The 12736-nt window shown below is 66.6% G+C and carries 10 protein-coding genes; 9 read left to right on the plus strand and 1 reads right to left on the minus strand.

The genetic code is table 11. From position 1 onward, the window contains the following. Positions 1 to 92: 92 nt before the first annotated feature. The 5 genes from ACNH6H_RS02665 to ACNH6H_RS02685 all read left to right on the plus strand — a co-directional run bounded on the left by ACNH6H_RS02665 (position 93) and on the right by ACNH6H_RS02685 (position 6934). Positions 93 to 2639: a PAS domain S-box protein gene (locus ACNH6H_RS02665; RefSeq protein WP_418315404.1), complete on the plus strand. Its 2547-nt coding sequence runs from the start codon at positions 93 to 95 to the stop codon at positions 2637 to 2639. Further along, the gene (locus tag ACNH6H_RS02670; protein WP_418315405.1) at positions 2636 to 3265 is read left to right on the plus strand and encodes a response regulator transcription factor; all 630 of its coding nucleotides are present in this window, start codon (positions 2636 to 2638) and stop codon (positions 3263 to 3265) included. Before ACNH6H_RS02665 ends, ACNH6H_RS02670 begins: the two co-directional genes overlap by 4 nt. A 78-nt stretch (positions 3266 to 3343) precedes the next feature. Continuing rightward, complete coding sequence (gene folD, locus ACNH6H_RS02675; RefSeq protein ID WP_418315406.1) at positions 3344 to 4240, plus strand: bifunctional methylenetetrahydrofolate dehydrogenase/methenyltetrahydrofolate cyclohydrolase FolD; 897 nt, start codon at positions 3344 to 3346, stop codon at positions 4238 to 4240. Beyond that, positions 4237 to 6291: a M3 family metallopeptidase gene (locus tag ACNH6H_RS02680; RefSeq protein ID WP_418315408.1), complete on the plus strand. Its 2055-nt coding sequence runs from the start codon at positions 4237 to 4239 to the stop codon at positions 6289 to 6291. The genes folD and ACNH6H_RS02680 overlap by 4 nt, the downstream gene beginning before the upstream one ends. Positions 6292 to 6304: 13 nt before the next feature. Next, positions 6305 to 6934, plus strand: coding sequence for a DUF4124 domain-containing protein (locus ACNH6H_RS02685; protein WP_418315410.1), 630 nt, complete (start codon positions 6305 to 6307; stop codon positions 6932 to 6934). Positions 6935 to 6977: 43 nt separating this feature from the next. Here the strand turns inward: ACNH6H_RS02685 and ACNH6H_RS02690 are convergent, their stop codons facing one another. Beyond that, a complete protein-coding gene (locus ACNH6H_RS02690; protein WP_418315411.1) occupies positions 6978 to 7886 on the minus strand; it encodes a LysR substrate-binding domain-containing protein in 909 nt (302 codons plus the stop codon). A gap of 145 nt (positions 7887 to 8031) precedes the next feature. Between ACNH6H_RS02690 and ACNH6H_RS02695 the strand changes: the two genes are divergently transcribed. The 4 genes from ACNH6H_RS02695 (at position 8032) to tkt (ending at position 12728) form a co-directional block, all read left to right on the plus strand. After that, positions 8032 to 8781 carry an SDR family NAD(P)-dependent oxidoreductase gene (locus ACNH6H_RS02695; RefSeq protein WP_418315412.1) on the plus strand — a complete coding sequence of 250 codons (750 nt, stop codon included), beginning with the start codon at positions 8032 to 8034 and terminating at the stop codon, positions 8779 to 8781. 63 nt (positions 8782 to 8844) lie between these two features. Further along, positions 8845 to 9711: a transketolase gene (locus ACNH6H_RS02700; protein ID WP_418315414.1), complete on the plus strand. Its 867-nt coding sequence runs from the start codon at positions 8845 to 8847 to the stop codon at positions 9709 to 9711. Beyond that, complete coding sequence (locus tag ACNH6H_RS02705) at positions 9708 to 10715, plus strand: transketolase family protein (protein ID WP_418315416.1); 1008 nt, start codon at positions 9708 to 9710, stop codon at positions 10713 to 10715. Before ACNH6H_RS02700 ends, ACNH6H_RS02705 begins: the two co-directional genes overlap by 4 nt. 30 nt (positions 10716 to 10745) lie before the next feature. Then, on the plus strand, positions 10746 to 12728 hold the full coding sequence (gene tkt, locus ACNH6H_RS02710; RefSeq protein WP_418315417.1) for a transketolase: 1983 nt from the start codon (positions 10746 to 10748) through the stop codon (positions 12726 to 12728). The last annotated feature ends 8 nt before the right edge of the window (positions 12729 to 12736 follow it).

A 12736-nucleotide genomic window follows, 5' to 3' on the forward strand; every position in this document is an offset into this window, starting at 1 on the left:
ATTTCAAATAGCGCCAATGCATATCACAATACGAAATTCGAGCAATGACACCGTGGCTGTGACGCGCTGGAACTGGCGTCGATAATCCGCCGATGAAGTCGATTCGAAGCACACCCGGCAGAACGATGGCGCGTCCGACGCTGGCGCGGCGCTTGTTCGGCCGCTGGTGGCGCAAGCAGTCGCCGTCGCGCCAGGACCGGTATGCCACGCTCGGGCCGCTGGTGTCGGTGCTGCTGTTCCTGGCGGCGATCATTTCGGCGTTCTGGTATCTGCGCAATGAGGAATTCGAGCGTGAACAGGAATCGGTGCAGCGCGATACCGAGATCTCGCAGCAACAGATCCGGCTGCGGCTGATCGAGAACCAGGAGCAGTTGTTCCGGATCGCCCGCGAACTGGTGACCGGTGTGATCGGTCCCGAAAATTTCACGAGTCACGCCTCGATCTTCACCCAGGAACGGCCGGAAGTCACGGCACTTTTCTGGGTCGATGCGAATCGGGTCAGGCAGGCCGCCTATGTCGCGCCGCGATTTGCGCTCGATGCATCGCACAGCGGCGCCGAGTTGACCAGCTCGTTGCCGCAGGCAAACCAGATGGCGGCGCCGGAGACCTCGTTCCAGGCCGCCAATACGCTGCGCCAGCCGATTTATTCGGGTGCGCTGACCAACGATTTCGGTGTCACCGTGCTGCAGGTGCACATCCCGCTGATCGACCGCGGCAATTTTGTCGGCGCATTGATCGCCGAATATTCGACCGAAAGCCTGCTGCGCTTCTACGTCCCGACCGAGGTCGCCCAGCGGCACACGATCAATCTGATCGACAGCCGCGGCCACGTGCTGGCCAGCACCGTGATGCGTTCGCCGGGCGACCGATCGCGGCCGCCATCGATCGTCCACCAGGCGCCGCTGGCACCGGCCAGCAACGGCATCGCGCTGCAGGCGCTGGGCCACCGCACGTCGATCGGCCTTATCAGCAATACGCTGTTCTGGATGGTGGCTTCGCTGAGCGTGCTGACCGTCTGGATGCTGCTCGGCACCTGGCGCCACATGCGGCGCCGGCTGCAGATGCAGGACACGCTGGCGTCGGAGGCCAATTTCCGCCGTGCGATGGAAAACTCGATGCTGACCGGCATGCGCGCGATGGACATGGAAGGCAGCATCACCTATGTCAACCCGGCGTTCTGCGCGATGACCGGTTTCTCCGAGGCCGAACTGATCGACCGCCGGCCGCCCTTCCCGTACTGGCCGTCCGATCGTTACGAGGAGAACAACCGGCTGCTGCAGCAGGAACTGAAGGGCCGCAGCCCGGCCGGCGGCATCGAGGTCAAGGTGATGCGCAAGGACGGCTCGCTGTTCGACGCGCGGATGTATGTCTCGCCGCTGATCGACCCGAAGGGCATCCAGACCGGCTGGATGACGTCGATGACCAACATCACCGAGGCGAAACGGGTGCGCGACCAGTTGTCGGCGTCGCACGAACGCTTCACGACGGTGCTCGAGGGGCTGGACGCCGCGGTGTCGGTGATGTCGGTGCAGCAGGGCGAACTGCTGTTTGCCAACCGCTCCTACCGGCTGTGGTTCGGCGCCGACGGGCAGGGCCATCTGCAGATGGCCGGCGGCGAGGTCGGGCAGGCGATGGACAGCGGCTCCGACGACGAGGTCGACGACCTCGGTGGCCTGCCGACGCAGGAAATCACCGAGGCCGGTTCCGATTCGCGCGAGGTCCACATCGAGCACCTGCGCAAATGGTTCGATGTCCGCGCCCGCTACCTGCAATGGACCGATGGCCGGCTGGCGCAGATGCTGATCGCCACCGACATCACCGCGCGCCGCGGTGCCGAGGCGCTGGCTGCCGCCCAGGCCGAGAAGGCGCAGGTCACCAGCCGGCTGGTGACGATGGGCGAAATGGCTTCGTCGGTTGCCCACGAACTGAACCAGCCGCTGACCGCGATCGCGAACTACTGCAACGGCATGATCACGCGGGTGAACCGGGATGCGATCGAGAAGCAGGACCTGATTGCCGCGCTCGAAAAGACCTCGCGCCAGGCGCAGCGCGCAGGCCAGATCATCCACCGCATCCGCGCCTTCGTGAAACGCAGCGAACCGCAGCGCCAGCTGACCCGCGCCGGCACCATCGTCGAAGATGCGGTCGAACTGGCCGGCATCGAGCTGCGACGCCGCAACGTGACGATACGCACCTACGTCGCACAGCGGCTGCCGCCGCTGATGGCCGACCCGATCCTGATCGAACAGGTGCTGCTGAACCTGCTGAAAAACGCCGCCGAGGCAATCGATTCGGCCAAGCTGCCGCCGGCGCGGCGCAGCATCGAATTGCGCGTGGTGCCAAAACATACCCAGGAAGAAGGCGGCGTGATCGAGTTCAGCGTCACCGACATGGGCCCCGGCATCAACCCGGAAATGATGAGCCGACTCTACGAGGCCTTCTTCTCGACCAAGGCCGAAGGCCTCGGAATCGGGCTCAGCCTTTGCCGCACGATCATCGAGTCGCACCGGGGCCGCATACGGGCGCAGAACATCTACAATGGCGGTTTGGCGGTCGGCTGCTGTTTTGCATTTACGCTACCGGTCGACCTGTCGCGCCTCGAGGCGTCAACTTCCCCCATTCCAGCCGTCACGACATGAGCCTGATTCCGAAGAAAGGTACCGTCTACGTCGTCGATGACGACGAGGCGGTGCGCGATTCACTGCAATGGTTGCTCGAAGGCAAGGACTACCGGGTCAAGTGTTTCGATTCGTCGGAGTCCTTCCTGTCGCGCTTCGACCCGCGCGAAGTCGCCTGCCTGATTGCCGATATCCGGATGGACGGCATGAGCGGCCTCGAATTGCAGGATCGCCTGATGGAGCGGCGCAGCCCGCTGCCGATCGTCTTCATCACCGGCCACGGCGACGTGCCGATGGCGGTGACGACGATGAAAAAGGGAGCGCTCGATTTCATCGAGAAGCCGTTCAAGGAGGAGGAACTGCTGGCGCTGGTCGAGAGCATGCTCGAGCAGGCCCGCTCGGCGTTCAGCCAGCACCAGGAAGCGGCCAGCCGCGATGCGTTGCTGTCGCGGTTGACCACACGTGAATCGCAGGTGCTCGAGCGCATCGTCGCCGGCCGGCTGAACAAGCAGATCGCCGACGACCTGGGCATCAGCATCAAGACGGTCGAGGCGCACCGCGCCAACATCATGGAAAAGCTCAACGCCAATACGGTGGCCGATCTGTTGAAGATCGCGCTGGGCGCACAGGCTCAAGCCAAGGCCTGAGGCCAGCCCTGAACAGCTTCTCGCCGACACACCCCGGGGCCGCCTTGCGCGGCCTTTTGCATTTTTCGAGGTAAACCGATGTCCGCCACGGTGATCGACGGCAACCAACTCTCCCGCCAGCTGCGTGGCGACATCGCGCTGCGCGCATCGCGGCTCGCCGCCGCAGGCCACCAGCCCGGCCTTGCGGTGATCGTCGTCGGCGACAACCCGGCCAGCAAGGTCTATGTGCGCAACAAGGTCAAGGCCTGCGCCGATGCCGGCTTCCATTCGCTGCACGAGGCTTATCCGGACGATTTCGCCGAAGCGGCGTTGCTCGACCGCATCGCTGCGCTGAACGCCGACCCCGCCGTGCACGGCATCCTGGTGCAGCTGCCGCTGCCCGTACACATCGATGCGAACCGGGTCATCGAGGCGATTGCGCCAGCGAAGGACGTCGATGGCTTTCACATCGCCAATGCCGGCGCACTGATGGTCGGTGGCGCGGCTGCCGCTGCGGGCTTCAAGCCGTGCACGCCATACGGCTGCATGAAGCTGCTCGAATCGGTCGGCTGCGACCCGCGCGGCAAGCATGCTGTCGTGATCGGACGCAGCAACATCGTCGGCAAGCCGATGGCGATGCTGCTCTTGCAAGCGCACGCCACCGTCACCATTTGCCACAGTGCCACACCGGATCTGGCGGCGCATACGCGGCTGGCCGACATCGTCGTCGTGGCGGTCGGCCGCCGCAACACGCTGACCGCCGAGATGGTCAAGCCCGGCGCCGTCGTGCTCGATGTCGGGATGAACCGCGACGATGATGGCAAGCTGTGCGGCGATGTCGATTTCGCCGGCGTCTCGCCGGTCGCCTCGGCGATGACGCCGGTGCCCGGCGGCGTCGGCCCGATGACGATCACGATGTTGTTGATGAATACCCTCGAAGCCGCCGAACGTGTCGCCCGCCGCTCGTCGGCAAACGTTGAATCAATCAGATCATGACCAATCCACTGCTCGATTTTTCCGACCTGCCCCGCTTCGCCGAGATCCGCCCCGAACATGTCGGTCCGGCGGTCGAGCAGCTGCTGCGCGATGCCAACGACGCGCTCGCGACGGTCACTGCCGATGAATTTCCGGCCGATTACGACGCCTTGTCGAAGGTGCTCGACGTCGCGACCGAGCGGCTCGGCCGCGCCTGGGGCGCGGTCAGCCACCTGAACGGCGTGGCCGATTCGCCGGCATTGCGCGCCGCCTACAACGAGAGCCTGCCGAAGATCACCGAATTCCATGCCCGGCTCGGCTCCGACGAGCGGCTGTACGCGAAATACAAGGCGGTGATGGAGAGCCCGTCGGCGAAGACGCTGTCACTGGCGCGGCAACGCGCGTTGTCGAATGCACTGCGCGATTTCCGCCTGTCCGGCGCCGAGCTCGAGGGCGAGGCCAAGCAGCGCTTTGCGCGTCTGCAGGAGACGCAGGCCGACCTGGCGCAGAAATTTTCCGAACACGTGCTCGACGCGACCGACGGCTTTGCGCATTTCGCCAGCGCCGCCGAAATGGACGGCGTGCCGGCCGACGTCTGCCACGCGACCCAGGCGGCTGCAACGGCCGACGGCAAGGACGGCCACAAGCTGACGCTGCACCTGCCGGTTTACCTGCCGGTGATGCAGTACGCAACCAACCGTGCGTTGCGCGAGACGATGTACCGGGCCCATGTCACGCGGGCCAGCGAACTCGGCCCGGCCGAACTCGACAATGGCCCGCTGATGCGCGAACTCGTCGCGCAGCGCCAGGAGGAGGCCAGGCTGCTCGGCTTCCCGAATTACGCCGAGGTGTCGCTGGTGCCGAAGATGGCCGAGTCGACGCAGCAGGTGCTCGATTTTCTGCACGACCTGGCGCGCCGCGCACGGCCGCACGCGGAGCGCGACCTCGCCGAACTGCGCGAATTCGCCGCCACCGAACTCGGCATCGACGACCTGCAGGCCTGGGACATCGCATTTGCCAGCGAACGGTTGAAACATGCACGTTATGCCTTCAGCGACCAGGAGGTGAAGGCCTATTTCACCGAGCCGACCGTGCTCGACGGCCTTTTCCGCATCGTCGAGACGCTGTTCGAGGTCGAGATCCGTCCCGACACCGCACCGGTCTGGCATCCGAGCGTGCGTTTTTTCAGCATCTCGCGCGGCGGCCAGCTGGTCGGCCAGTTCTACCTCGACCTGCATGCCCGCACCGGCAAGCGCCCGGGCGCGTGGATGGACGACGTGCGCGGCCGCTGGAAGCGCCCGGACCGCAGCGACGGCGCGCTGCAGACGCCGGTCGCCCACCTGGTCTGCAATTTCGCGCCACCGGTCGTCGTCAATGGCGAACAACGGCCGGCGCTGCTGACGCACGACGACGTCACGACGCTGTTCCATGAATTCGGCCACGGCCTGCACCACATGCTGACGCAGGTCGACGAGATCGGCGTCTCCGGCATTTCCGGCGTCGAATGGGATGCGGTCGAACTGCCGAGCCAGTTCATGGAAAACTTCTGCTGGGAATGGGACGTCGTGCGGCGACTGACCTCGCACGTCGATACCGGCGCATCGCTGCCGCGCGAATTGTTCGACAAGATGATCGCCGCGAAGAATTTTCAGAGCGGTCTGCAGACGCTGCGCCAGGTCGAATTTGCGCTGTTCGACGTGCGGCTGTACGGCGAGCCGGGCCGCGAGGCCGATGTCCACGGCCTGATCGACGAGGTGCGTGCCGAGGTCAGCGTGCTGAACCCGCCGGCCTTCAACCGCTTCGAAAATGGCTTCTCGCACATCTTCGCCGGCGGTTATGCAGCCGGATACTACAGTTACAAGTGGGCCGAGGTGCTCAGTGCCGACGCCTGGGGCGCATTCGAGGAAAATGCCGGCAGCGAGGCCGGCGTGCTCGATGTCGAGACCGGCCGCCGCTACCGTAGCGCGGTGCTCGAGGCCGGCGGCAGCCGCCCGGCGATGGAAAGCTTCAAGGCCTTCCGTGGCCGCGAGCCGCAGATCGACGCGCTGCTTCGCCATCAAGGCATGAACTGAAGAGGAACCCGTGATGCACCACGCCAGCCGATCCGGAACATTGACGGCCCCGTCGCTGGCGCTGGCCATCGCGCTGGGTTTGCCTTTTGCCGCGGCCGCCCAGTACAAGGTCGTCAATCCGGATGGCAGCGTCACCTTTACCGACCGGGCTCCGGTCAAGGCGCCCGGCAAGGTGGTGCCGATCGAAACTGCTGCCGGGCCGTCAGCGACGGCAAACGCGAGCTTGCCGTTCGAACTGCGCCAGGTGGCCAGCCGTTATCCGGTCACGCTTTATGTGCAACGGCCCTGCGAACCCTGCGACGCCGGGCGGCAGCTGCTGCGCCAGCGTGGCATTCCATACGCGGAAAAACTGGTCGGCGCAGGTGAAGGCGACGCCTTGCAGGCGGCAACCGGCGCGAAGCAGATCCCGGCATTGACGATCGGCAGCCAAGTGCTGCACGGCTTCTCGCCCGACCAGTGGTCGTCGTACCTCGATGCCGCCGGTTATCCGAAGCAGTCGCGATTGCCGGCCAATTACGCCGCACCGGCGCCGCAGCCGCTGGTGCCGGCGGTGGCCGAGAGACCTGCGGTGACCGCTGCGCCGGCGCCGGCCCCACAGACACCGGCTGCGCCGCCGCCGGCGCCGGGCGGCATCCGCTTCTGAGGCCGGGCGCGCGCAGATTCATCAAGCGCGCGCTGTCATCGGCTCAGGCGACACCGTCTGCTGCGCGTATCGACAACGCGGCTTCGCGGTGCAACCAGGCCAGAAAGGCCTCGACCGGCGCCCGCTTTGCGTGGCGTGCCGGATAAACCGCGAAATGCGCCTTCACGCGCAGCGCCTTGCCGGCGTCGAAAACCGGCCGCAGGCGCCCCGACGCGAGATGGCCGTCGGCCATCGTTGCGCTCTCGAGCGCAACGCCAAGCCCCTGCGTCGCACTGTCGAGCGCCATCTGCGCGCGGTCGAAACGCACCGCAAAACGCTCGGGCGCAAGTCCGCTGGCAAAACGCCGGAACCAGTCCGACCACTGCACAACGCTGACGGTGCTCTGGATCAGCGGCACCTCGAGCAGCTGCTCGACGCGCCGCAGCCGGTGTTCACGGATGAATGCCGGACTCGCCAGCGGCAGGATCGCCTCCTCGAACAAGGGCTCGACAACCAGATCGGGCCACTGCGGCACGCCGTAGCGGATGTCGAGGTCGGCCTGACCGAGCGCGAAGTCGCTCGGTGTCGGCGATGACGACAGGTTCAGCGCAATCTGCGGGCAGGCCTGCGCAAACGCCCGCAGCCGGGGCATCAGCCACAACGTCGCCAGGCTCGGGCTGCAGTGCAGATAGAGGCTGTTGCTGATGCCATGCTGCAAATCGTCGGTCGCCGATGCGATGGCCGCCAACGCACCACCGATCCGCGACAGATAGACCTCACCCGCCGCACTGAGCCGCACGCCGTGTGCGCTGCGCTCGAACAGCCGCACGCCGAGCTGGGCCTCCAGCCGCGCGATCTGGTGGCTGACCGCCGACGCCGTCAGGTGCAGCTCCGCCGCCGCCAGCGCGAAGCTGCGCCGGCGGGCAACCGCCTCGAAGGCGAGCAGACCGGGCAGCGGCGGCAATGCCGACATCGGGCGAACCCTCAAGTTGAATGACGATCTGTCATCTTAGCGTGATGAATCTTCGCTTGCCTTCATCCGATCCGCAGCCGAAGATCGTCGGCGGACAAGCGGCTGCGACGCCAGCAGCTTCAACTCGACGATTGGAGACGATTGCATGCTGCTGAAGGACAAGTTTGCCGTGATCACCGGCGGCGCCGGGCTGAACGGCCTCGGTTTTGCAACCGCGCGGATGATGGCCGCGCAAGGTGCCCGGGTCGCGATCCTCGACCTCGAGCGCGCCGATCCGGCGGCCGCCGCCCGCCAGCTCGGCGAAACCCATCTCGGCATCGTCGCCGATGTGACCGACAGGGCATCGTGCGACCGCGCCGCGCAGACCGTGCTGCAGCGCTTCGGCCGCATCGACATCCTCGTCAACAACGCCGGCATCACGCAGCCGCGCAAGACGCTCGACATCAGCGCCGCCGACTACGATGCGGTGCTCGACGTCAGCCTGCGCGGCACGCTGTACATGTCGCAGGCGGTGCTGCCGGCGATGCGCGAACAGCGCTCCGGCTCGATCTGCTGCGTCTCGTCGGTGTCCGCGCAGCGCGGCGGCGGCATCCTCGGCGGCCCGCACTATTCGGCGGCAAAGGCCGGCGTGCTCGGGCTGGCGCGTGCGATGGCGCGCGAATATGGCGTCGATGGGATCCGCGTCAATTGCGTGACGCCGGGGCTGATCGCGACCGACATCAACAAGGGCCTGATTCCGGACGACCGGAAAAAAGGCATCCTCGAGCAGATCCCGCTGAACCGCATCGGCGAGCCGGACGATGTTGCCGGCTGCCTGGTTTTTCTCGCCAGCGACCTCGCAAAATACTGCACCGGCATCACGCTCGACGTGAATGGCGGGATGCTGATCCACTGAACCTGAACGAAGACTCGCACGCGGCTGCCGGCCACGGCCAGCCGTTTGCAGAGGAGACCATCGATGAGCACACCCGCTGCAACGCTGGCCAGGCTGGCCGGCAGCGCGCACCGCATCCGCCAGCTCGCCGTCCGCATGGGCGAGGTGCAGGGCCAGGGTTATATCGGCCAGGCGCTCGGCTGGGCCGATGTGCTGGCGGTCGCCTATTGCCATGCGATGCAGTTGCGGCCCGACGACCCGGCCTGGGAAGGCCGCGACCGCTTTCTGCTGTCGCACGGCCACTATGCGATCGCGCACTATGCGGCGCTGATCGAGGCCGGCGTGTTGCCGGAGAGCGAACTCGAGACCTATGGCAGCGACGACAGCCGGCTGCCGATGTCGGGCATGGCGAGTTATACGCCGGGCATGGAGGTCTCCGGTGGCTCGTTGGGGCAGGGGCTGGTGATCGGCATCGGCATGGCCCTCGGCCTGAAGCAGAAAAAGAACCCGGCCTTCGTCTACAACTCGATGTCCGACGGTGAACTCGACGAAGGGTCGACCTGGGAGGCAGCGATGTCGGCCGGCCATTTCGGCCTCGACAACCTGATCTGCCTGGTCGACATCAACAACCAGCAGGCCGACGGCCCGTCCGGCAAGGTGCTCGGCTTCGAGCCATTGGCCGACAAATGGGCCGCGTTCGGCTGGCATGTGCAGCGCATCGATGGCAACGACCTGGCCGCAGTCGTCGCGGCCTTCAATGCCGCCCGCGCGCTGCGCGAGCCGAAGCCGCGGGTGATCCTGTTCGATACGCTGATGGGCAAGGGCGTGCCCTTCCTCGAGAGCCGCGAAAAAAACCACTTCATCCGCGTCGATCCGCCCGAGTGGCAGCAGGCACTCGAGATCCTCGAGCGGTCGCAGCCGGAGCCGATGCACCAAGGAGCCACGCGATGAACGCCGCCACTTCGGAGAAGAAGCCGCGCCTGACGACGTCGGCAATGATCGCGTCGATTGCATCCGACGACCAGCGCGTGAAGGCCGCGCCATTCGGCAAGGCGCTGGTCGAGCATGCCGCCGACCGGCCCGAGATCGTCGGCCTGACTGCCGACCTCGCCAAATATACCGACCTGCACCTGTTTGCCCAGGCCTATCCCGATCGCTTCTACCAGATGGGCATGGCCGAACAACTGCTGATCGGCGCGGCCGGCGGCATGGCCAAGGAAGGGCTGGTGCCGTTTGCGACCACCTATGCCGTCTTCGGCACGCGCCGCGGCTACGACTTCATCCACCAGGTGATCGCCGAGGAAAACCTGAACGTCAAGATCTGCTGCGCGCTGCCCGGCCTGACCACCGGTTATGGCCCGAGCCACCAGGCAACCGACGACATCGCGATGATGCGGGCGATCCCGGGGCTGACGATCGTCGACCCCTGTGACGCGCTCGACATCGAGCAGGCGGTGCCGCAGATCGCCGAACACAAGGGCCCGGTCTACATGCGACTGCTGCGTGGCCAGGTGCCGCTGGTGCTCGATGAATACGACTACCGGTTCGAACTCGGCAAGGCGAAGCTGCTGCGCGACGGCGCCGACGTGCTGGTGATCGCCAGCGGCATCCTGACGATGCGCGCACTCGAGGCCGCTGCAGATCTCGCAAAAGACAAACTCGGCGTCGCGGTGCTGCACTGCCCGACGATCAAGCCGCTCGACGAGGCGGCGATCGTCGACGCGGTGCGTGCCAAACCGCGGCTGGTCGTCGTTGCCGAAAACCACTCGGTGGTCGGCGGCCTCGGCGAGGCGGTGGCCAGCGCACTGCTGCGCCACCGGGTGTTGCCGGCCGGATTCCAGCTGGCCGGCCTGCCCGATGCCTTCCTCGATGCCGGCGCGCTGCCGACGCTGCACGACCGCTACGGCATCAGCCGCGACGCGCTGGCAGCACGGATCCGGAAGTGGCTCGACTGAGCTCTGGCGCAACCGGCCGCATCTGAGCCGATGGCAACGCCCTCCTCCGCCGAGCTCGCGAATGCGATCCGTTTTCTCGCAATCGATGCGATCGTCCGCGCCGGCGAAGGCCACCAGGGCGTGCCGCTCGGCATGGCCGAGATCGCGACCGCGCTGTACATCCGGCATCTGAAATTCGACCCGACCGATCCGACCTGGCCCGATCGCGACCGGGTCGTCCTGTCGAACGGCCACGGCTCGATGCTGCTGTATGCGCTGCTGCACCTGACCGGCTACCAGCGGATCGAAATCGAGCAGATCTCGAGCTTCCGCGATTTCGGTTCGCGCTGCGAAGGCCATCCGGAGCGCGATCCGGCATCGGGCATCGAGGTCACGACCGGGCCACTCGGCCAGGGCATCGCAAATGCGCTCGGCATGGCGATCGCCGAAGCCTGGCTGGCGGCGCGTTATCCCAGTGTCGTCGACCACCACACCTATGCCTTTGTCGGCGACGGCTGCCTGCAGGAAGGCGTCGGCCAGGAGATGATCTCGCTCGCCGGCCACCTGCGGCTTGGCAAGCTGGTGGTGTTATGGGACGACAACCGCATCACCGATGACGGTCCGACCGGACTTGCGATCAGCGAGGATGTCGCGGCGCGCTGCCGCATCGCCGGCTGGCATGTGGTCGAGGTCGACGGCCACGACTTCGAGGCGGTGTCGGCAGCGATCACCGCAGCGAAGGCCGACCCGCGGCCGTCGATGCTGGCGTGCCGCACCGTGATCGCCAAAGGCATCGCGCGGCTGCAGGGTCAGCGCGGCGGCCACAGTGCGCGGCTGTTTGCCGAGGATGCCGAGCAGGCGCGGCGCGACCTCGGCTGGAGCAGCGCAGCGTTCGAATTGCCCGATGCGGTGCGCGCGGCCTGGCGGGCTGCCGGAAAACGGCACCGCAGAGAACGCGATGCGTGGACCGCCCGTGTCGCAGCGCTGCCCAGCAACGAGCGGGCCGAATTCGAGCGGCTGATCGCCGGCAGCCTTCCCGACGGCTGGCGCGACGTGCTGGCCGACTACAAGTGCCGTGCCGTTGCGGCCGAACCGGCGGCCAGTGGCATATTCATTTCGGCCGAGATCAACGATGCGCTGATCGAGACGATGCCGGAACGGCTGGTCGCCTGTGCCGACCTCGAGGCGCCGACCAGCCACAAGCGCCGCCTCGGCGCGTTCACCGCATCCGACCGGCGCGGCGGCTACCTGCACTGCGGCGTGCGTGAACATGTGATGGGCGCACTGGCCAACGGCATCGCCGCGCACGGCGGCATCATCCCGCTGACGCTGACCTACCTCGCATTCGCGGACTATCAACGCCCGGCAATGCGGATGGCCGCACTGATGGGGCTGCCGGTCAAGTTCGTCTTCAGCCACGACTCGATCGGCATCGGAAAAAACGGGCCGACGCATCAGCCGGTCGAGGTCCTGGCAGCGCTGCGCGCAATGCCGAACATGCTGGTGCTGCGGCCCGCCGATGCGGTCGAGGCCGCCGAATGCTGGGAGATCGCCTACGAGCACCGCAGCGGCCCGAGCACGCTGGTTTTTGCGCGGCAGGCGCTGCCGCATGTGCGCAGCGCGCCCGGCAGCGAGAACCTTTCGCGGCGCGGCGCCTATCTGCTGGCCGATGCGGAGGACGGCGCACGGCAGGTCACGGTGCTGGCGACCGGTTCCGAGGTCGCGCTGGCCCTGGCGGCGCGCGATACGCTGCAAGCGGCCGGCATACCGACCGCGGTGGTCTCGATGCCGAGCTGGGAATTGTTCGAGGCGCAGGACGCTGGCTACCGCGATGCGGTGCTTGGCCGCGGCAGCGTGCGTGTCGGCTGCGAAGCCGCGATGCGTTTCGGCTGGGACCGCTGGCTCGGCGAACGCGGCGGCTTTGTCGGCATGCGCGGCTTCGGCGCATCGGGGCCGGCGCAGACGTTGTATGAACATTTCGGCATCACCGCGGACGCCATCGTCGCCGAGGCGAAACGACTGCTGGCCCGCTGATCCGCCGC

The sequence above is a fragment of the Pseudideonella sakaiensis genome (genome assembly GCF_048320135.1).
In the GTDB taxonomy this organism is placed as follows: Bacteria; Pseudomonadota; Gammaproteobacteria; order Burkholderiales; family Burkholderiaceae_C; genus Ideonella_A; species Ideonella_A sakaiensis_A.